16 protein-coding genes, 1 tRNA gene and 1 riboswitch are annotated in these 20,072 nt (G+C 71.0%); of the genes, 15 read left to right on the top strand and 2 right to left on the bottom strand.

The features are described 5' to 3' along the window. The first annotated feature begins 13 nt into the window (after nucleotides 1-13). From ABTX60_RS12990 to ABTX60_RS12925, 14 genes are all read left to right on the top strand, one after another. Nucleotides 14-757 carry an N-acetyltransferase gene (locus ABTX60_RS12990; protein WP_352097120.1) on the top strand — a complete coding sequence of 248 codons (744 nt, stop codon included), beginning with the start codon at nucleotides 14-16 and terminating at the stop codon, nucleotides 755-757. A gap of 209 nt (nucleotides 758-966) precedes the next feature. Further along, nucleotides 967-1,605 carry a hypothetical protein gene (locus tag ABTX60_RS12985; protein WP_352097119.1) on the top strand — a complete coding sequence of 213 codons (639 nt, stop codon included), beginning with the start codon at nucleotides 967-969 and terminating at the stop codon, nucleotides 1,603-1,605. A gap of 38 nt (nucleotides 1,606-1,643) precedes the next feature. Beyond that, nucleotides 1,644-3,140, top strand: a complete 1,497-nt coding sequence (locus ABTX60_RS12980; protein WP_352097320.1) for a serine/threonine-protein kinase — start codon at nucleotides 1,644-1,646, stop codon at nucleotides 3,138-3,140. A gap of 143 nt (nucleotides 3,141-3,283) precedes the next feature. Next, nucleotides 3,284-3,934, top strand: coding sequence for a SurA N-terminal domain-containing protein (locus ABTX60_RS12975; protein WP_352097118.1), 651 nt, complete (start codon nucleotides 3,284-3,286; stop codon nucleotides 3,932-3,934). Nucleotides 3,935-4,472: 538 nt separating this feature from the next. Next, nucleotides 4,473-5,492, top strand: coding sequence for a nucleoside triphosphate pyrophosphohydrolase (locus ABTX60_RS12970; protein ID WP_352097117.1), 1,020 nt, complete (start codon nucleotides 4,473-4,475; stop codon nucleotides 5,490-5,492). A 149-nt stretch (nucleotides 5,493-5,641) separates the two neighbouring features. Then, nucleotides 5,642-6,949, top strand: a complete 1,308-nt coding sequence (locus tag ABTX60_RS12965; RefSeq protein WP_352097116.1) for a cytochrome P450 family protein — start codon at nucleotides 5,642-5,644, stop codon at nucleotides 6,947-6,949. A gap of 120 nt (nucleotides 6,950-7,069) precedes the next feature. After that, nucleotides 7,070-8,035 (top strand): transglycosylase family protein, encoded by a 966-nt coding sequence (locus ABTX60_RS12960; protein WP_352097115.1) that lies wholly within the window; start codon nucleotides 7,070-7,072, stop codon nucleotides 8,033-8,035. A 228-nt stretch (nucleotides 8,036-8,263) separates the two neighbouring features. Next, nucleotides 8,264-8,430: riboswitch (cyclic di-AMP (ydaO/yuaA leader) on the top strand. 4 nt (nucleotides 8,431-8,434) lie between these two features. Next, entirely contained in the window at nucleotides 8,435-9,121 is a 687-nt protein-coding gene (locus ABTX60_RS12955) for a transglycosylase family protein (RefSeq protein WP_352097114.1), read from the top strand. Nucleotides 9,122-9,385: 264 nt separating this feature from the next. Then, the gene (gene eno / locus ABTX60_RS12950; protein ID WP_104780308.1) at nucleotides 9,386-10,666 is read left to right on the top strand and encodes a phosphopyruvate hydratase; all 1,281 of its coding nucleotides are present in this window, start codon (nucleotides 9,386-9,388) and stop codon (nucleotides 10,664-10,666) included. A 107-nt stretch (nucleotides 10,667-10,773) separates the two neighbouring features. Further along, nucleotides 10,774-11,250 (top strand): FtsB family cell division protein, encoded by a 477-nt coding sequence (locus ABTX60_RS12945; RefSeq protein ID WP_352097113.1) that lies wholly within the window; start codon nucleotides 10,774-10,776, stop codon nucleotides 11,248-11,250. A 51-nt stretch (nucleotides 11,251-11,301) separates the two neighbouring features. After that, complete coding sequence (locus ABTX60_RS12940) at nucleotides 11,302-11,832, top strand: DUF501 domain-containing protein (RefSeq protein WP_306966285.1); 531 nt, start codon at nucleotides 11,302-11,304, stop codon at nucleotides 11,830-11,832. Beyond that, nucleotides 11,829-12,770 carry a Ppx/GppA phosphatase family protein gene (locus ABTX60_RS12935; RefSeq protein WP_352097112.1) on the top strand — a complete coding sequence of 314 codons (942 nt, stop codon included), beginning with the start codon at nucleotides 11,829-11,831 and terminating at the stop codon, nucleotides 12,768-12,770. Before ABTX60_RS12940 ends, ABTX60_RS12935 begins: the two co-directional genes overlap by 4 nt. 420 nt (nucleotides 12,771-13,190) lie before the next feature. Then, nucleotides 13,191-14,579, top strand: coding sequence for an NAD(P)/FAD-dependent oxidoreductase (locus tag ABTX60_RS12930; protein ID WP_352097111.1), 1,389 nt, complete (start codon nucleotides 13,191-13,193; stop codon nucleotides 14,577-14,579). Nucleotides 14,580-14,813: 234 nt separating this feature from the next. Continuing rightward, nucleotides 14,814-16,121, top strand: a complete 1,308-nt coding sequence (locus tag ABTX60_RS12925; RefSeq protein ID WP_352097110.1) for a class I SAM-dependent methyltransferase — start codon at nucleotides 14,814-14,816, stop codon at nucleotides 16,119-16,121. 75 nt (nucleotides 16,122-16,196) lie between these two features. Here the strand turns inward: ABTX60_RS12925 and ABTX60_RS12920 are convergent, their stop codons facing one another. Both ABTX60_RS12920 and ABTX60_RS12915 read right to left on the bottom strand, forming a co-directional pair. After that, nucleotides 16,197-18,731 carry an ABC transporter permease gene (locus ABTX60_RS12920; RefSeq protein WP_352097109.1) on the bottom strand — a complete coding sequence of 845 codons (2,535 nt, stop codon included), beginning with the start codon at nucleotides 18,729-18,731 and terminating at the stop codon, nucleotides 16,197-16,199. Nucleotides 18,732-18,769: 38 nt separating this feature from the next. Then, nucleotides 18,770-19,540 (bottom strand): ABC transporter ATP-binding protein, encoded by a 771-nt coding sequence (locus ABTX60_RS12915; RefSeq protein ID WP_352097108.1) that lies wholly within the window; start codon nucleotides 19,538-19,540, stop codon nucleotides 18,770-18,772. Nucleotides 19,541-19,956: 416 nt separating this feature from the next. Between ABTX60_RS12915 and ABTX60_RS12910 the strand changes: the two genes are divergently transcribed. Beyond that, nucleotides 19,957-20,040, top strand: a tRNA-Leu gene (locus ABTX60_RS12910). Nucleotides 20,041-20,072: the final 32 nt, after the last annotated feature.

Raw genomic sequence — 20,072 nt, 5'->3', positions numbered from 1 at the left:
CTACCGTGATCACATGCAGCCGAAGATATCGAGCCTCGCCGACCGCCCGGACATGCTGGAGCGGGTCGTCGCGATGGCGGACAGCTGGCCGGAGTTCGTGATCCAGGACCTCGTGGGCGCCGCCCACTTCCCGCGGATCGCCGCCGAATTCCCGGAGTACGTCCTGTTCGCCGAGGACGAGCGCGGCGAGATCGTGGCGAACGCCTACAGCGTGCCGTTCGCCCTCGGCGGCGAGAACCGCGGACGACTGCCGGGCAACGGCTGGGACGCGGTGCTCGTGTGGGCCTTCTCCGATCTCCGGCGCGGAGTCCGGCCCGACACCGTCAGCGCGATCTCGGTGTCCATCACCCCGCAGGCACAGGGCAGCGGTCTGTCCGCGGTGATGCTCTCGGCCATGCGCGACAACGCCCGGGCCCGCGGCTTCCGCGAGGTCGTCGCCCCGGTCCGCCCCAACGCCAAACACCTGGAACCGCACACGCCGATGGAGGAGTACGCCCGCCGCGTCCGCCCCGACGGCCTGCCCCAGGACCCGTGGCTGCGCGTCCACGCCCGGGCCGGAGCCACCATCGACTCGGTGGCACCGGCATCCATGACGGTGGCCGCCCCGCTCGCGGACTGGCGCCGCTGGACGGGCCTGCCCTTCGACTCCGACGGCGACATCGAGGTGCCGGGCGCTCTGGCACCGGTGCGCTGCGAGACGGAGCGCGGATACGCGGTGTACGTCGAGCCCAACGTGTGGATGCGGCACCCCTTGTAGGTGACGTCCGTCGTAGGGCGTGGCGCCCAGGACGGCGTACGCCCACGACCGGCTCGGGGGCGGGCTGTTCACACGAAGTGATCAGCATGACAACGGTTCGGTACAACCCGTGACCGGTTGTCCGTGTCGGGCTATACGCTCGGATTCCCAACAGGGTCTTCGTCACTCGCACGTCCGTCCCCATCGGCCACACCGGTCCAGGAGCAGTCATGTACGGCCACGGCGCGGCGCCGCCTCCCCGCAGCGCGGCAACGGTCATCTCTCTGCGCGTGCTGTTCGCCGCAGCCGGTTTCCTCACCTGCGGCGTGCTGGCATGTGTCCCGCTGTTCCGGGTGGCCGTCCTGCGCGGCCGGGCCCTCGACTGGGTGCTGGCCTGGGCGAGCCTGCCGCTGTCCATCGCCTGCTTCGCCGTGATCGGTTCGCTGCCGGAGGACGACTACCGCACGGACATCGCGCTGGCCATGATCCTGCTGCTCGGTGCGGGCGCCGCCGTCTACTTCCTCGTCGTGGACATCGGTCACCACGGCGAGCAGCGGGCGTTCGCCGGTTACGCGTCGCCCCACGCCCCGACCGTCCCGACCGTCGCGCCCACCCCGTACGGCTACCCGCACCCCGCCCCGCCCTACTCCCCGGCGTCCACCCCCGTCCCGCAGCCCCCCGCACGTCCCGTACCCGCCCAGCACGACACGCCCCCGGCCCCGGGCCCGATGCAGCCGCCCCCGTCCCCCCAGCGCCCCGCCCCCGCCCGCATCGACCAGGTCCGCGCCGAACTCGACGAGCTCAGCGACTACCTGCGCCGGCACGAGGGCGAAGGCCACCGGGACGGCCATCACGAGGACGGAAGGTGACCGCGGCGGCAGGACGCGTCGTCGCCGGCCGCTACGAACTGGCCACCGTCCTCGGACAGGGCGGCATGGGCCAGGTCTGGACGGCGTACGACAAGCGGCTCGACCGGCGCGTGGCGGTGAAGCTGCTGCGCCCCGACAAGGTCGCCGGCCAGGACGCGGAGGAACTGCGCCGCCGCTTCGTGCGCGAGTGCCGGGTGACCGCGCAGGTCGACCACCCCGGCCTGGTCACCGTGCACGACGCGGGCAGTGAGGGCGAGGAGCTGTTCCTCGTCATGCAGTACATCGACGGCGCCGACCTCGCCGGCCACCTCGCCGAGCATGCCCCGTACCCCTGGCAGTGGGCGGTCGCGGTCGCCGCGCAGCTGTGCGCCGTGCTGAGCGCCGTGCACGCCGTACCGATCGTCCACCGCGACCTCAAGCCGCGCAACGTGATGGTGAAGCAGGACGGCACCGTCACCGTCCTCGACCTCGGCGTCGCCTCCGTCATGGACGCGGACACCACCCGCCTCACCCACACCGGCACCCCGATCGGCTCGCCCGCCTACATGGCACCCGAGCAGGCGATGGGCGGCGCGGTCGGCCCGTACACCGACCTGTACGCACTCGGCGTGGTCCTGCACGAACTGCTCAGCGGGGACGTGCCCTTCTCCGGCTCCACGGTCCTCGGCGTCCTGCACCGGCACCTGTACGAGCCGCCACTGCCCGTGCGCCGCATCCGCCCCGAGGTGCCCGAGGCCCTGGAGGCCCTCGTCCTGCGCCTCCTCGCCAAGGACCCGCAGCACCGGCCCGCCTCCGCGCAGGAGGTCTACGAGCACCTGGAGCCGCTCCTGCCGGCGCGCGGCACGCCCACCGGAGCGGCCCTGGATCCCACCCGCCCCTTCCTGCGCCCGCACGCCCCCTGGCCGGATCGGGCGCGCACCCCGGCGCCCCAGCCCGTGCCCGCCGCCCCGGTCACCGAGAAGCCGGGGCAGACGGACATCGCCCGCGCCGTCGACGAGGTCAAGCGGCTCCTCGGCGAGGGCCGTGTCACCCAGGCCGTCGACATCCTGGGGGGAATCCTGCCCGCCGCGGCCGAACAGCACGGCGCGCACTCCCCGGTCGTCCGGACCTTGCGCAAGCAGTACGCCGCGACGCTCCTGGACGACGGCCAGTACCGGCGTGCGCTGCCCGAGCTGCGCCGCCTCGCCGACGAACGCGCCGCAGAGGCGGGCCAGGCCGACCCGCAGGCCCTGCGATTCCGCTACGAGGCCGCCCAATGCCTCGAACAGTTGGGCGAACCGGCCGCGGCGCTCGCCGAGTACCGGGCGGTGCTGCCGTACTACGAGAACCAGTACGTCGCCGCCGGCGGACCCGAGCTCGCGCACGACGTCCGCCGCCGGATCGGGCACCTCCAGCTCGCCCTCGGCGACCGCGGCGCCGCCCACGACACCCTGGCCCGGCTACTGCACGACGTGGAGCGCACCCACGGCCACGGGCACCCGCTCGGGGCGGAGATCCGCAGGACGCTCCAGTGGCTGGGTCAGGTCCGCGGCTGACGACCGCTCCGGGGTGAGGCGCGGCGGTGCCGGAAGTCCCGGTGAATCGTTGGTCGAATGGCTTGGCCAGAGCTGGGCCACTGCCTACCATCGATCATCGCAAGACCTTGTGCACCGTCGCACAATCTCCTCGGGAGGTCTCCTTGCACCGCCGCCGTCGCACCGCGCTCCTCCTCACCGCCGCGATCGCCGCCGCGGCGCCCCTGCTCACCGCCTGCGGGAACGACGCGCATCCCGGCGCGGCAGCCGTGGTGGGCGGCCAGCGGATCACCGTCTCCCAGCTGGACGAGCGGGTCGGCGAGGTACGCGCGGCCCAGCGGGCGACCGTCCAGGACGAGGCCCAGTACCAGCAGGTCATCGCCAGAACCGGCACCCTCACCCGCGACACCCTGCACACCATGGTCCTGGACCGGGTGCTGCACCGCGCCGCCGAGGACGCCGGAGTGACCGTCTCCCGCAAGGAGATCCAGGCGATGCGGTCCGGGCTGGAACAGCAGGCCGGTGGTGCCAAGGGGCTGGAGACGACCTGGCTCCAGCAGTACGGCATCCCGCCGGAGCGTCTCGACGACAACCTCCGCCTCCAGCTGGAGGCCCAGAAGCTCGCCGAGAAGCTGGGCACGAACACCGACCGGCCCGAGTTCTGGAAGGCGCTCTCCGACGCTTCCAAGGACCTGGACGTCGACCTCAACCCGCGCTACGGCACCTGGGACGTCCAGAAGAGCAGCCGCGCCGACGCGAAGACGCCGTGGGTCCGGGACGTGACGACGGCGCAGACGCAGCAGCAGGGGATGTAGAGCGGAGACGACCCGGCCCGGAGGGCACCCACCCCCCGGGCCCCTGGCCTCCCGACCCCTGGCCTCCCCCGACCCCTGGCCGCCTCCGGGCCCCGGGCCCGTCGGGCCTTGTCCCCCGGCCCTGGCCCCTCGGGCCTTACCCCCTCGGCCCCTGGCCCTCCGGGCTCCTGGCCCCCCGGGCTCCTGGCCCCCCGGGTCCCTGCGCCACCCGGAGGGCACCCCGTCCCCGGTCCCTGGCCCCCTCCGGGCCCCTGGCCCCCAGGCCCCTGGCCCCCGGCTCCTGCGCCACCCGGAGGGCACCCCGCCCCGGCCCCTGGCCCCCTCCGGGCCCCTGACCCCCCCGGCCCCTGACCCCCCGGCCCCTGGCCCCCCGGGCCCCTGCGCCACCCGCGGGGCACCCCGCCCCGGCCCCTGGCCCCCGCCCCCCGGCTCCTGGCCCCCTAACCCCCCGGGCCCCTGCGCCACCGGGAGGGAACCCCGCCCCCGGCCCCTGTGGATAACTTCGGGTGCAGTCGGCGACGTGGGATAGCTTCGAACCGTGAACGCCAACAGCCCCGAAGCCACCCCGGGCCCCGAGCGGACCGCTTCCGACGCGGCCGTCGCCCCCGGCCGCATCGTCCTGCTCACCACCAGCCACCGCGTCGCCCCCGGTCTGCTCTCCTGGCCGGCCTGGCAGGCACTGCACGCGGCCGACCGGGTGCTGTGCGCGGACGGCACGCATCCGCAGCTGCCGTATCTGCGCGAGGCGGGTATCACCGTCGCCGAGGCGTCCCCGACGGCGCAGGAGCTGCTCGACGCCTGCGCCGGCGGGCACACCGTGGTCGTGGTGGCGACGGGCGAGGGCGAACCGGCCCTCACGGACGGCCTGGCCCGCCTCGCCGGCACCGGCCGCATCGCCATGCCCGAGCTGGAGCTGCTGCCCGCCTCCTACGACCTCCCCGGCGCCCGCCTCCTCGACCTCGTCCAGGTCATGGACCGCATCCGCGTCGAATGCCCCTGGTCCTCCCGGCAGACCCACGAGGGCCTGGCCAAATACGGCATCGAGGAGGCGTACGAGCTCGTCGAGGCGATCGAGGAGGGTGACCGTGACGAACTGCGCGAAGAGCTCGGCGACGTCCTCCTCCAGGTCGTCTTCCACGCCCGCATCGCCGAGGAGGGCCGGCCGGAGGACGGGGCGGAACCCTTCTCCATCGACGACGTGGCAGGCGGCATCGTCGCCAAGCTGATCCACCGCCACCCCCATGTCTTCGGCGACGCGACGGCCACCACCCCCGAGGAGGTCAAGGAGCACTGGCTGCGCACCAAGGCGGTAGAGAAGCAGCGCACCTCGATCACCGAGGGCATCCCGCTCGGCCAGCCCGGCCTGGCCCTCGCCGCCAAGCTGGCCTCCCGCGTCCGCACAGCGCACCTGGAGATACCGCTCCCGCCCGTCGAGGGCATCGGCTACGAGCTGCTGGCCCTGGCCGTCCGAGCCGAGTCGGAAGGCGTAGACCCGGAGGCGGCCCTCAGAGCGGCGGCCCGCGCGTACCGGGACGCGATCAGGGACGCCGAGGGCTGAGCAGCCCGGAGCGGGGAGCGCTACGGAGGCCGCTCAGCCGAGCAGCCGAGGGGCGGGTGAGGCCGCGGCTCGCTCAGCCGGGCCGCGCCAGCCCCTCAGCCGAGGGTGACGGTGGCGGGCCGCTGCCGGAAGCCGGATACGGTCGAGGAGTGACCGACCAGCCCCAGCCCAGCTCAGCCGCGACCGCTCCCGACCTCTTCACCTGGGAGTTCGCGAGCAACCCCTACCCCGCCTACGCCTGGCTCCGCGAGCACAGCCCCGTCCACAAGACGCGGCTCCCGAGCGGTGTGGAGGCCTGGCTGGTCACGCGGTACGCCGACGCCAAGCAGACGCTCGCCGACCACCGGCTCTCCAAGAACCCGGCGCATCACGACGAACCGGCGCACGCCAAGGGGAAGACGGGCATCCCCGGCGAGCGCAAGGCCGAGTTGATGACGCATCTGCTGAACATCGACCCGCCGGACCACACCCGGCTGCGGCGGCTGGTGTCCAAGGCGTTCACACCCCGCCGGGTCGCCGAGTTCGCGCCGCGCGTGCAGGAGCTCACCGACACGCTGATCGACGGCTTCGCGGCGAAGGGATCCGCCGACCTGATCCACGAGTTCGCCTTCCCGCTCCCCATCTACGCCATCTGCGACCTGCTCGGCGTCCCGCGCGAGGACCAGGACGACTTCCGCGACTGGGCGGGCATGATGATCCGTCACCAGGGCGGCCCCAGGGGCGGTGTGGCGCGGTCGGTGAAGAAGATGCGCGGCTACCTGGCCGACCTCATCCACCGCAAGCGCGAGGCGCTGCCCGCCGAACCCGCCCTCGGCGAGGACCTCATCTCCGGCCTGATCCGCGCCTCGGACCACGGTGAGCACCTCACCGAGAACGAGGCGGCGGCCATGGCCTTCATCCTGCTGTTCGCCGGTTTCGAGACCACCGTCAACCTGATCGGAAACGGCACCTACGCCCTGCTCACCCACCCCGGACAGCGTGCCCGGCTCCAGGCGTCCCTCGCCGCCGGGGAGAGCGGCCTCCTGGAGACGGGCGTCGAGGAACTCCTCCGCTACGACGGCCCCGTCGAACTCGCCACCTGGCGTTTCGCCACGCAGTCACTCACCCTCGGCGGGCAGCGCATCGAGGCGGGCGACCCCGTCCTCGTCGTGCTGGCCGCCGCGGACCGGGACCCGGAGCGGTTCGCCGATCCGGACGCACTGGACCTCTCCCGCCGCGACAACCAGCACCTCGGGTACGGCCACGGCATCCACTACTGCCTCGGCGCCCCGCTCGCCCGGCTGGAGGGCCAGACCGCGCTCGCCACCCTCCTCACCCGCCTCCCGGACCTGCGGCTCGCCGCCGATCCGGCCGAGCTGAGATGGCGCGGCGGCCTCATCATGCGCGGGCTGCGCACGCTGCCGGTGGAGTTCGCGCCGGTAGCCCCGGCCGAAGGTGACGAAACATCAGACCTGTGATCTTCACGTGATCTGCGCGGCATGAACTTGTGACAAGTGATCGTCTGCCGATACGTTCACCCATCAACGCGGAGGGATTCACGCCGCGTAGGTCACTGCTGTCGCGTGAAAGGTCTCCGTATGCTCTCCGGGAACGGTCGGCACCGTCGCCCCCGCCAGGCTCCGGCTCTCCTCGTCGCGGCCGGAGTGACCGGCTCCGCCATCGCGATCCCGCTCCTCGGGGCCTCGGGTGCCAGTGCGGCCGACGGCACGACCTGGGACCGGGTCGCGGACTGCGAGACCGGCGGCGCGTGGAGCGAGAACAGCGGCAACGGCTACTACGGCGGCCTGCAGTTGTCCCAGGAGGACTGGGAGAGTCACGGCGGTCTCGACTACGCCGCGAGCGCCGACCTGGCCAGCCGCTCCCAGCAGATAGCCGTGGCCGAGAGAATCCTCGCCGACCAGGGAGTCGGCGCGTGGCGCACCTGCGGACTGCTCTCCGGCCTCGAGCAGGGCAAGGGGTCGGATTCCGGTTCGTCCGATGCGTCCGACTCGTCCGGTGAGGTGGACTCGCCCGGCCTGCTCGACTCGCTCGGCTCGTCCCCCTCGGACAGTCCTTCCTCTTCTCCCTCCTCGTCGCCTGACGCGTCGTCCGCCTCGAAGGATGAAACGGCCAAGCCGGACAAGTCGCCCGAATCGACCGGCTCGTCACAGGAGCGTCAGTCCGGGGACTCCTCCTCGGACACCTCCAAGAGTGACAAAGCCGACAACTCCCAGCAGGGCGACGACTCCTCGCGGCCGGCCGACACCGGCTCCGGCCGCCATCGCGGCCCCAGCGCCGACGAAACCGGCGCGCCGGACAGCGACTCTGCGGAGAAGTCCACGGGGCGTCACTCCGCGCCCGCCGAAGAGAGTTCCGGCGACGCGTCCGAAGGCGCCTACATCGTGGGCATCGGCGACAGCCTCTGGTCCATCGCCGACGCCCTTCGGGTCAGCGGCGGATGGCACGCGCTCTACGAGGGCAACGAGAAGGAGGTCGGCGCCGACCCGAACCTCATCCACCCCGGTCAGGCGCTCGCGGTCGAGGGCGAAGCGGACGAGAAGTAGCTGTTCGGGCAGTGCGGAAACGACGGCCGAAGTCACCTCGAAACCGGGTGAGTTCGCGCCCCCTTTAGTGGCTGATGTCCCGTTTGGGGGCCGTGAGAGATAGATCTCAGAAGCCCTGATCGTCTTTGAAATTCTGTGGATCTCGTGTCTACGGTCGTGACCGCTCGCCACCGCGAGCCCCGGCTGCCGCAACGCCGAATCCTGCCAGCGGCCGTACGGGAACAGTCGTCGCGTCAAGCGCCGTAGGCAGGAGCGGGGGACCCAAGGTAGGTGCCCGACCGGCCGGTTGTGCCGGAAGGGCTTGGGGTGAAGCCGCGTCCCGTGAGGGACGCGGCCGGGCAACTCAACCGGCCCGAACCCGACAGCTCACCTCGCAGGCGTCGGTGAGGGGATCTCTCCATGCTGTTTTCCGGCAAGGGCACGCACCGCCGTCCGTCCAAGGCCAGCCGCGCCATCGCCATCGCCGGCGTCACCGGTGCCGCCGTCGCCGCCCCGCTGATGGCGGTCGGCAACGCCTCCGCCGCCACCACCTCCGAGTGGGACGCGGTCGCCCAGTGCGAGTCCGGCGGCAACTGGTCCATCAACACCGGCAACGGCTACTACGGCGGTCTGCAGTTCTCCGCCTCCACCTGGTCCGCGTACGGCGGCACCCAGTACGCCTCGACCGCCGACAAGGCCAGCAAGGACCAGCAGATCCAGGTCGCCGAGAAGGTCCTGGCGAGCCAGGGCAAGGGCGCCTGGCCGGTCTGCGGCAAGGGCCTGTCGGGTGCCTCCACCGGCGGCTCCTCCAGCGACTCCGGCAGCTCCTCGCAGAGCCAGCAGAGCACCGAGACCCGCCAGACCGAGCAGCAGCCGGCCTCCCGCTCCGACGAGCGCCCGGCGGCCAAGAAGACCGTCACCACCCCGACCGGCAAGAAGGTCGAGAAGGGCGACGGCGAGTACAAGGTCGTCAAGGGTGACACCCTCGGCTCGATCGCCGCGGACAAGAAGGTCAAGGGCGGCTGGGAGAAGCTCTTCCAGCTGAACAAGGACATCGTCGAGGACGCCGACCTCATCTACCCGGGCCAGCAGCTGCACCTGAAGTAAGCAGCGGCCCACCGCCGGACCCGTCCAGGGTCCTCGGACTCCCCGCCCCGGTGCGTCATCCCCCGTACGCGCCGGGGCGGGGTTTTTTCTGCAACCGTCTTTGTTCCGTTCGGAAACAATTTACGCTCGGTTCTGTCCATGGGGTGGGCGACCCGGTGGCCGATCGCCCCGAGCCGGTTAGGCTCATGTCGCGAGCCACCGGGCCCGCACCTCGCCGGGTCCGCGCGACCCGCGTCACCGCGTCACATGAAGAAGGAGATGCTCGTGCCGTCCATCGACGTCGTCGTAGCCCGGGAAATCCTGGACTCCCGAGGCAACCCCACGGTCGAGGTCGAGGTCGGCCTCGACGACGGCAGCACCGGTCGTGCCGCCGTCCCGTCCGGCGCCTCCACGGGCGCCTTCGAGGCCATCGAGCTCCGCGACGGCGACTCGAACCGCTACCTCGGCAAGGGTGTGGAGAAGGCCGTCCTCGCGGTCATCGAGCAGATCGGCCCGGAGCTGGTCGGCTACGACGCCACCGAGCAGCGCCTGATCGACCAGGCCATGTTCGACCTGGACGCCACCGACAACAAGGGCTCGCTCGGCGCCAACGCCATCCTCGGCGTCTCCCTCGCCGTCGCCCACGCCGCCTCCGAGGCCAGCGACCTCCCCCTCTTCCGCTACCTGGGCGGCCCCAACGCGCACCTGCTGCCGGTGCCGATGATGAACATCCTGAACGGCGGCTCGCACGCCGACTCCAACGTGGACATCCAGGAGTTCATGATCGCCCCGATCGGCGCGGAGTCCTTCTCCGAGGCCCTGCGCTGGGGCGCCGAGGTCTACCACACCCTGAAGAAGGTCCTGAAGAGCAAGGGCCTGGCCACCGGCCTCGGCGACGAGGGCGGCTTCGCCCCGAACCTCGGCTCCAACCGCGAGGCCCTCGACCTCATCCTCGAGGCGATCAAGGAAGCCGGCTACACCCCCGGCGAGCAGATCGCCCTGGCGCTCGACGTCGCCGCCTCCGAGTTCTACAAGGACGGCGTCTACACCTTCGAGGGCAAGGACCGCTCGGCGGCCGAGATGACCGAGTACTACGCGGAGCTCGTCGACGCGTACCCGCTCGTCTCCATCGAGGACCCGCTGTTCGAGGACGACTGGGAGGGCTGGAAGACCATCACCGACAGGCTCGGTGACAAGGTCCAGCTCGTCGGCGACGACCTGTTCGTCACCAACCCCGAGCGCCTGGCCCGCGGCATCGAGGAGGGCGCGGCCAACGCGCTCCTGGTCAAGGTCAACCAGATCGGTTCGCTCACCGAGACCCTGGACGCCGTCGAGCTGGCCCAGCGCAACGGCTTCAAGTGCATGATGTCCCACCGCTCCGGCGAGACCGAGGACGTCACCATCGCCGACCTGGCCGTCGCCACCAACTGCGGCCAGATCAAGACCGGCGCCCCCGCCCGCTCCGAGCGCGTCGCCAAGTACAACCAGCTGCTGCGCATCGAGGAGATCCTCGACGACGCAGCGGTCTACGCGGGCCGCAGTGCCTTCCCGCGCTTCAAGGGCTGACCTTCACCCGGGTAAGCCTTAGCCAGTCGTACGTACGTCCCCGTACTCGGTCCCGTACCGTGTCCGGGGACGTACGCGCGTATGACGGTGGAGCGGGAGGCGGACAGATGGCCGTGAAGGACCGGGACCGGTTCTCCACCGCGACCAGGATCCGGTTGCTCGGCGAGCAGACCGCGGCCCGGGTCTACCGTTCCCAGACCAGGCGCCAGGCCCGCCGCTCGCGGCTGACCGGCCGGGCCGCCCTGCTCGCCCTGGTGATGTGCTCGCTGATCGTCGCCCTGGCCTACCCGATGCGGGAGTACGTCTCGCAGCGCGCCGAGATCGACGACCTCCAGCGCGAACAGCAGCAGGCCCGCGAGCGCGTCGAACGCCTGCGCGACCTGAAGGCACGCTGGCAGGACGACGCGTACGCCGAGCAGCAGATCCGGCAGCGGTTGCACTACGTCATGCCGGGGGAGACGGGCTTCATCGTCGTCGACCCGCACGCGGCGCAGCAGTCGCGCACCGACCTGGGGGCGGCCGATCGCCCCTGGTACTCGAACGTCTGGGACGGGGTCGACACGGCCGACGCCTCCGACCGGTGACCCAGCCCAGTCAGTGACCTGACCCCAGAGAAAGACAGCCTGAAGACAGTCATGGAAACGCCCCCGCCGACCACCCCGCGCACCGAGCCGACCGACGCCGACGTCGAGGCCTTCAAGCAGCAGCTCGGTCGGCCCCCGCGCGGTCTGCGCGCGATCGCGCACCGCTGCCCGTGCGGTCAGCCCGACGTCGTCGAGACGGCCCCCCGGCTGCCGGACGGGACGCCGTTCCCCACGCTGTACTACCTGACGTGCCCGAAGGCGAACTCGGCCATCGGCACGCTGGAGGCCAACGGCGTGATGAAGGAGATGACCGAGCGGCTGGCCTCGGACCCGGAGCTGGCGGCGGCCTACCGGGCCGCGCACGAGGACTACGTCCGGCGCCGTGACGAGATCGAGGAGCTGAAGAACTTCCCGAGCGCGGGCGGCATGCCGGACCGGGTGAAGTGCCTGCACGTCCTGGTGGCCCACTCCCTGGCCGCGGGGCCGGGCGTGAACCCGCTGGGTGACGAGGCGCTGGCGATGCTGCCGGAGTGGTGGCGCAAGGGCGCCTGTGTGACGACCGCCGAGGAGGACGCCCAGTGACCCGTGTCGCCGCCGTGGACTGCGGTACGAACTCGATCCGGCTCCTGGTCGCCGACGCCGACCCGGCCACCGGTGAGCTGGTCGACCTGGACCGCCGGATGACGATCGTGCGTCTCGGGCAGGGCGTCGACCGCACCGGCCGGCTCGCCCCCGAGGCGCTGCAGCGGACCTTCGCGGCGTGCCGTGAGTACGCCGCGGTCATCAAGGAGCACGGGGCGGAGCGGCTGCGGTTCGTGGCGACCTCCGCCTCCCGGGACGCCGAGAACCGGGACGAGTTCGTGCGCGGTGTGCTGGACATCCTGGGCGTCGGGCCCGAGGTGATCACCGGCGACCAGGAGGCCGAGTTCTCCTTCACCGGCGCCACCAGGGAGCTCGCCGGGAGCGACCACCTGCCCAAGCCCTACCTGGTCGTGGACATCGGCGGCGGCTCGACCGAGTTCGTGGTGGGCGACGACCATGTCCGGGCGGCCCGCTCGGTGGACATCGGCTGTGTCCGCATGACCGAGCGGCACCTGGTCCGGGACGGGGTGGTGAGCGACCCGCCCGCCGAGGAGCGGATCGCGGCGATGCGGGCCGACATCGAGGCCGCCCTCGACCTCGCCGAGCAGACGGTTCCGCTGCGCGAGGCGCGCACGCTCGTGGGCCTCGCCGGCTCCGTGACGACCGTGTCGGCGATCGCGCAGGAGCTCCCCGCGTACGACTCGGAGGCCATCCACCACTCCCGCGTCTCCTACGACCGGGTCCGCGAGATCACCGAGTGGCTGCTGCGCTCCACCCACGCCGAGCGCGCGGCCGTGCCCTCCATGCATCCGGGCCGGGTCGACGTGATCGGGGCGGGCGCCCTCGTGCTCCTGTCGATCATGGAGCGGATCGGGGCGCGTGAGGTCGTGGTGAGCGAGCACGACATCCTCGACGGCATCGCGTGGTCGGTCGCCTAGCCCGCTTCTGAGCAGGCATGGATCACGAATGAGCGTCTCCGGGGGCTCGGACGGACCCCCCGGAGACAGCCCGCGGGAAAAGTTCGTGAAGTTCTTCACAAGGAATTCGGCCCTCCCGAGCGATGAGAGGGGCCCCGTTGACCCGTCCGGGGGCTGAACAGTCCTTTGAACATGTTCAGAAGCATGGTATGGAGGGGTCCGGGAAGGTGCTCGAAGCGGCCGTCTCGGAGTGCCTCACGGAGGCTCCTCGGGCACAGAGAGGCAGCTCACGCGGCATTGACAACGCTCCGGGGTGCATAAAGGAGCCCGGTTGTCACCATGACGTGGATCACGCGGGCCGCGGAGGATAGCACACACCCTGCAAGAGCTTGTGAAGGGGCGCACGAGCCACCCCCCTGAGACGGGTGGATACTCGATGGCATGAGCACCACGGAGCGTCCCAGGATCCTCGTAGTAGGCGGTGGGTACGTAGGCCTGTACGCAGCTCGGCGCATCCAGAAGAAGATGCGCTACGGCGAGGCGACCGTCACGGTCGTCGACCCCCGGTCGTACATGACCTACCAGCCCTTCCTCCCCGAAGCCGCCGCCGGCAACATCTCCCCGCGCCACGTCGTCGTCCCGCTGCGACGCGTGCTGCCCAAGGCGGAGGTTCTCACCGGCCGGGTCACCACCATCGACCAGGACCGCAAGGTCGCCACGGTCTCCCCGCTGGTCGGCGAGGCCTACGAGCTGCCCTTCGACTACCTGGTGATCGCGCTCGGCGCGGTCTCCCGCACCTTCCCGATCCCCGGTCTCGCGGAGCAGGGCATCGGCATGAAGGGCGTCGAGGAGGCCATCGGCCTGCGCAACCACGTCCTCGAGCAGCTCGACAAGGCCGACTCCACCACCGACGAGGAGATCCGCCGCAAGGCGCTCACCTTCGTCTTCGTGGGCGGCGGATTCGCCGGTGCCGAGACCATCGGCGAGGTCGAGGACATGGCCCGCGACGCGGCGCAGTACTACAAGAACGTGTCCCGCGAGGACATGCGCTTCATCCTGGTCGACGCCGCCGACAAGATCCTCCCCGAGGTCGGTCCCAAGCTCGGCAAGTACGGCAAGGAGCACCTCGAGGGCCGCGGCGTCGAGGTCTACCTGTCCACCTCCATGGACTCCTGCGTCGACGGCCACGTGGTGCTGAAGAACGGCCTCGAGGTCGACTCCAACACCATCGTCTGGACCGCCGGCGTCAAGCCCAACCCGGCCCTCGCCCGCTACGGCCTGCCCCTCGGCCCCCGCGGTCACGTCGACTGCGAGCCGACCCTCCAGGTCAAGGGCACCGACTACATCTGGGCCGCCGGCGACAACGCCCAGGTCCCGGACCTCGTGGGCCGCAAGGCGGGCAACGAGAACGCCTGGTGCCCGCCGAACGCCCAGCACGCGCTGCGCCAGGCCCGGGTCCTCGGCGACAACGTGGTGTCCGGCATGCGGGGCTTCCCGCAGAAGGACTACGCGCACGCCAACAAGGGCGCGGTGGCCGGTCTCGGCCTCCACAAGGGCGTCGCGATGATCGTCATGGGCAAGATGAAGATCAAGCTCAAGGGCCGTCTCGCCTGGTACATGCACCGTGGCTACCACGGTCTGGCCATGCCGACCTGGAACCGCAAGATCCGCGTCTTCGCCGACTGGACCCTCGGCATGTTCCTCAAGCGCGAGGTCGTCTCGCTCGGCGCCATCGAGACGCCGCGTGAGGAGTTCTACGAGGCCGCCAAGCCGGCCCCGGTCGCCGCCGCGCCGAAGGAGAAGACCGAGGAGAAGGCCAAGGCCTCCTGACCTCCGGTCGACGCATCCGTCCGACGAAGGGCCTCCCGCCATCCGTGGTGCGGGGGGCCCTTCGGCGTGCCGGCCTGCCGTCGAGGTCCTCCGGCCCGCCGGGGCCGCCGCGTCCGGGCGGGCGAAGCGGCGGTTTTGCCCAGACATGACGCGTGCCGGGGACTGCGTCGAAGCCCCGCAGGTGTTTACGTGGTGTCGGACATTCCGGGATTCCTCGTCACGGAGGTGTACACCATGGCAGACGCCGCGCCGCGGCTGCAGGGCCTCTTCACACAGTTGCTGGGAGCACCGCTCCCGGTGGGCATCCGCGCATGGGACGGTTCGCAGGCCGGCCCGCCGGGCGCGCCGACCCTGGTCGTACGCAACCGCCGCGCGCTGCGCCGCCTGCTGTGGAAGCCCGGCGAACTGGGTCTGGCCCGCGCCTGGGTGGCGGGGGACCTCGACATCGAAGGCGACCTCTACACGACCCTCGATCTGCTGTCCGGTCTCATCTGGGAGCGCGGCGAGGACGCCCGCACCCTCGCCCAGGCCCTGCGTGACCCCGAGGTACGCGCCGCCGTCCGCGGACTGGTCAAGCTCGCCGGACTCCCGCTGCCGCCCGCCCCGCCCCGCGAGGAGGCCCGCCGCCCCCGCCGCCATCTGCACACCAAGCACACCGACCGACGCGCCATCAGCCACCACTACGACGTCGGCAACGACTTCTACGAGATCGTCCTCGGCCCGTCCATGGTGTACTCCTGCGCCTACTGGCCCACCCCGGACAGCACCCTCGAACAGGCCCAGCACGACAAGCTCGAACTCGTCTGCCGCAAGCTCGGCCTGAGACCCGGCGGGCGGCTGCTGGACGTCGGCTGCGGCTGGGGCTCCATGGCCGTCCACGCCGCCCGCGAGCACGGTGTGCGCGTCGTCGGCGTCACGCTCTCCCAGGAGCAGGCCGCCTACGCCCGCAAGCGCGTCGCCGACGAGGGCCTCACCGACATGGTCGAGATCCGCGTCCAGGACTACCGCGACGTCCGGGACGGTCCCTACGACGCCATCTCCTCCATCGGCATGGCCGAACACGTCGGCGCCGAGCGGTACCTGGAGTACGCCGCCGACCTGTACGACCTGCTCAAGCCCGGCGGACGGCTCCTGAACCACCAGATCGCCCGCCGTCCGCAGCGGGACGAGACGACGTACGACATCGACGCGTTCATCGACTCCTACGTCTTCCCCGACGGCGAACTCCAGCCGATCGGCGCCACCGTGACCCAGCTGGAGCACGCCGGGTTCGAGGTGCGCGACGTCGAGGCGCTCCGCGAGCACTACGCTCTGACCCTGCGTCAGTGGGTGTCCCGCCTCGAGGCCGACTGGCAGCGGGCGGTCCAGCTGGCCGGTCCCGGCCGGGCCCGCGTCTGGCGCCTCTACATGGCGGCCTGCGCCCTCGCCTTCGAACGCAACCGCATCGGTGTCAACCAGGTCCTGGCCGTCCGCGCCCCGGAGCCGGGCGCCTCGGGGATGCCGCTGCGGGCCCGCACCTGGGGCGCGCCCGACCAGGACTGACCCGGGCACGATGGGAAGGGCCGGGTTCCCCGTCACGGGGAGCCCGGCCCTTCGGCGTACCGCGGAGCGGCGAGGTCACTCCGCCTTGATCGCGTTCAGCATGTTCAGCCGGGCGGCGTTGCGGGCCGGCCACATCGCGGCCAGGACGCCCACCAGACCGGCCAGCACCAGGAAGACACCGATCCGGTCCCAGGGCAGGACCAGCGTGTACCCCGGGATCTGGTCCGCGAAGGTCTCGCCGATCGCCCAGCCGAGGAATGCCCCGAGACCGATGCCGACCACGGCGCCGAACACCGAGATGACGACGGCCTCCAGGCGGACCATCCGCTTCACCCGGCGCCGGTCCAGGCCGATGGCGCGCAGCATGCCGATCTCCTGCTGCCGTTCGAAGACCGACATCGCGAGGGTGTTGACCACGCCCAGCACCGCGATGATCAGGGCCATCGCCAGCAGGCCGTACATGACGTTGAGGAGGGTGTTGATGGCGCCGCCGAACTCGTTGCGGATGTCCTGCCGGTCCATCACGGTGATCGCGGGGTTGTCGCCCAGCGCGTCGACGACGACCTTCTCGTTCGCCGCGGTCTGGCCGCCGTCGACCTTCACGAAGATCTGCTGGATGGACGGCTTCGTCTCGTGCCGGTCGACGATCTTCCGATCGATGAGGACGGGGGAGAGGAACTCGCTGTCCCGGTAGACGGCGCCGACCGTCAGCTCGGCCTTCTTGTCGTCGCCGAAGGTGACGGGGACGGTGTCGCCGGTCTTCCAGCCCCTGCTCTTCGCCGTCTTCTCGGCGACGGCGATCCGGCCCTCGGCGAGCGAGTCCGCGCTGCCGCTGACGACATCGACGGCCAGGACCTTCTCGATGTCGCCGGGGGTGACCGCCGAGGCGGAGACGAAGTCGTCGCCGTCGACCTTGAAGTAGGAGCTCTGTTGCGGCGAGACCGCGGACACGCCCTTCGCCTTCTCCAGCGCGTTCAGTACCGAGCCGTCGAGGTCACCGCCGTTGGCCATCGAGACCATGTAGTCGGCCTTGATGTTGTCGGTGGTCATCTTGTCGATGGCCGTGCCGACCGTGATGCCGAGTACCGACAGGCCGGTCACCAGCGTCAGCCCGATGGCCAGTGCCGAGGCGGTGGCGCCGGTGCGGCGCGGGTTGCGGACCGCGTTCAGGCCGGCCAGCTTGCCGGCCACCCCGAACGGGCCGACGAGCAGCGGACGGACGAGCGCGATGACGGGCCGGGACAGCAGCGGAATCAGGATGATCACGCCGATCAGCGCGAAGAAGGCGCCCGCCCCGATGTACATGCGGCCGTCGTCGCCGCCGGTCGAGGCACCCGCCACGATCCCCATCGCACCCGCGGCGGTGACGACCGCACCGATGGAGTTGCGCAACACCAGCGACTTGGTGGTGGCCGCCGCGTGGACACTGTTCATGGCCGCCACCGGCGGGATCTTCGCGGCCCGGCGGCCGGGCAGCCAGGCGGCGAACGTCGTGATCAGCACGCCCACCGCGAGAGCCGCGATCACCGGCGTGACGGACAGGATCAGCGGACCGTCCGGCATCTTCATGTCGAACGCGGCCATGCCGGAGCGCAGGCCGACGGCCAGGCCGATGCCGAGGACGAAACCGACGGCCGAGGCGACCAGACCCACCAGCGCGGCCTCGGCGAGCACTGAGCGGGTGATCTGCTTGCGGGACGCGCCGACGGCGCGCATCAGGGCGATCTCCTTGGTGCGCTGGGCGACCAGCATGGTGAACGTGTTGGAGATCAGGAAGATGCCGACGAAGAGCGCGATGCCCGCGAAGCCGAGCAGGACCTGCTTGAGGTTGCCCATGCCCTGTTCGATCTGCTCGGCCTGCTCGTCGGCGAGCGCCTTGCCGGTCTGCGCCTCGGCGGTGTCCGGCAGCAGCGGCTTGACCGCGCTCAGGATCCTCGCGTCGTCGGCGCCGGAGGCGGCGGTGACGGTGACGCTCTCGAAATAGCCCGGCTTGAGGTACTGCTTCTGGGCGACGGCGGTGTCGAAGAGGACGAGGCTGCCGCCGGCGTTGACGGCACCGTCCTCGGTGGTGAACACACCGCTGAGGGTGTACTCCTTCACGGGCCCGTTGGTCGCGACGCGCACCCGGTCGCCCACCTTGTACTCGCCCTTGGCAGCGGACTCCTCGTCCAGGGCGATCTGGTCGTCCTTCACCGGGCCGGAGCCGTCGGTGAACGTGTAGGCGGCGTCCTTGCCGTCCTTGCCGGGGGCGAAGTTGGAGCCCTTGTTTGACCAGCCGACGCCGATCAGCTTCCCGTCGGGGTCGGCGACCCCGGCGAAGCCCTCGACACGGCCGTACACCCCGGCGACGCCGTCCACCGCGGAGATCCTGTCGAGGTCCCCGCCGGTCAGGCCGGGCACCTTTTCGGGGTCGTCCGGGTCGGCGTACATGGTGACGGAGACGGCGACGTCGTCGTAGCTCTTCGCCGACTGATTGCGGAAGGCGTTGGAGAGGGTGTCGGCGAAGACCAGGGTGCCGGAGACGAATGCGACGCCGAGCATCACGGCGAGCACGGTCATCAGGAGCCGGGCCTTGTGTGCGAGCACATTGCGCAAGGCGGTACGGAACATGGGTTCTTCTTCTCAGTCCTGTCGGTCCTGACGGGGGATCAGCTGGTGCGGCCCTTGGCGTCGAACTCCTTCATGCGGTCGAGCACGGAGTCGGCCGTCGGCCCGTGCATCTCGTCGACGATCCGGCCGTCCGCGAGGAAGACCACCCGGTCCGCGTAGGCGGCGGCCACCGGGTCGTGCGTCACCATCACCACCGTCTGCCCCAACTCCCGCACGGAGTTGCGCAGGAAGCCCAGCACCTCGGCGCCCGAGCGCGAGTCGAGGTTTCCGGTGGGCTCGTCCCCGAAGATGATCTCGGGCCGGGAGGCCAGCGCCCGGGCCACCGCGACGCGCTGCTGCTGACCTCCGGACAGCTGGGACGGCCGGTGGCCGAGCCGGTCCGCCAGACCGACCATCCGGATCACGGAGTCCAGCCACTCCTTGTCCGGCTTGCGCCCCGCGATGTCCATCGGAAGGGTGATGTTCTCCAGGGCCGTGAGGGTCGGCAGCAGGTTGAACGCCTGGAAGATGAAACCGATCTTGTCCCGGCGCAGCTTGGTCAGCTGCTTGTCCTTCAGCGAGCCGAGCTCGGTGTCGCCGATGCGCACCGACCCGGAGGAGAAGGAGTCGAGGCCGGCCACGCAGTGCATCAGGGTGGACTTGCCGGAGCCGGACGGGCCCATGATCGCGGTGAACTCCGCCTGCCGGAAGTCGACGGAGACGCGGTCCAGGGCGACCACCTGGGTCTCACCCTGCCCGTAGATCTTCGACAGATCCGTGGCGCGCGCGGCCGCTGCTGTGGCCCGGTCGGTGAGGGAAGCGGTGGTCACGGGATGGCACTCCTGTCGGACGGCTGTGCAGGGGGAAGGACGTGTTCCATCGTCCGGGTCCCACGCCGCCGTGTAGTCCCCCGCTGTTCCGGTTCCGAGGCCCGACTGCGGTCTGACCGCGCGGGGCAGTGTCATACCTGGGGATGACGAACGCCCCTGAGTGGCCCCGGCGTCGGGAGCAGATGCCTCCAGGTGTCGAGAACAGGTGGAGTGCCCTCGTTCAGGCGGTGAAATTCCGTCATTCCGCATACATGGCCGACCGCCGCACGCAAGGCTATTGGCAAGTGCGGATGGCGTGTTCCGTGTGCTGATGCACCCTCAGACGTCAATAAAATAAGACAACATCGGTCCACGCTTCGGCTGTTCGGGGGACCCGTCCGGATAGTCTCGGAACCTCGATGCGGAGCCCACGGCCTGCCCGGATGGTGGAATGCAGACACGGCGAGCTTAAACCTCGCTGCCCCTTCGCGGGCGTGCCGGTTCAAGTCCGGCTCCGGGCACCTTCCGATCCCTGTGTGCTCCATTGAAGAGT

Origin of the sequence: Streptomyces sp. NPDC126510 (genome assembly GCF_040302345.1) — a bacterium.
In the GTDB taxonomy this organism is placed as follows: domain Bacteria; phylum Actinomycetota; class Actinomycetes; order Streptomycetales; family Streptomycetaceae; genus Streptomyces.
Note: the sequence above shows the minus strand (reverse complement) of the source record. Positions and strands in the feature narration are given on the sequence as shown.

Bases quoted from the DNA above. Each gene is read 5' to 3' on its own strand.
- ABTX60_RS12955 (WP_352097114.1), top strand. From the start codon at position 8,435: ATGCTGTTTTCCGGCAAGGGCACGCACCGCCGTCCGTCCAAGGCCAGC.
- ABTX60_RS12940 (WP_306966285.1), top strand. From the start codon at position 11,302: ATGGAAACGCCCCCGCCGACCACCCCGCGCACCGAGCCGACCGACGCC.
- ABTX60_RS12930 (WP_352097111.1), top strand. From the start codon at position 13,191: ATGAGCACCACGGAGCGTCCCAGGATCCTCGTAGTAGGCGGTGGGTAC.
- ABTX60_RS12985 (WP_352097119.1), top strand. From the start codon at position 967: ATGTACGGCCACGGCGCGGCGCCGCCTCCCCGCAGCGCGGCAACGGTC.
- ABTX60_RS12990 (WP_352097120.1), top strand. From the start codon at position 14: ATGCAGCCGAAGATATCGAGCCTCGCCGACCGCCCGGACATGCTGGAG.
- ABTX60_RS12925 (WP_352097110.1), top strand. From the start codon at position 14,814: ATGGCAGACGCCGCGCCGCGGCTGCAGGGCCTCTTCACACAGTTGCTG.
- ABTX60_RS12945 (WP_352097113.1), top strand. From the start codon at position 10,774: ATGGCCGTGAAGGACCGGGACCGGTTCTCCACCGCGACCAGGATCCGG.
- ABTX60_RS12960 (WP_352097115.1), top strand. From the start codon at position 7,070: ATGCTCTCCGGGAACGGTCGGCACCGTCGCCCCCGCCAGGCTCCGGCT.
- ABTX60_RS12920 (WP_352097109.1), bottom strand. From the start codon at position 18,731: ATGTTCCGTACCGCCTTGCGCAATGTGCTCGCACACAAGGCCCGGCTC.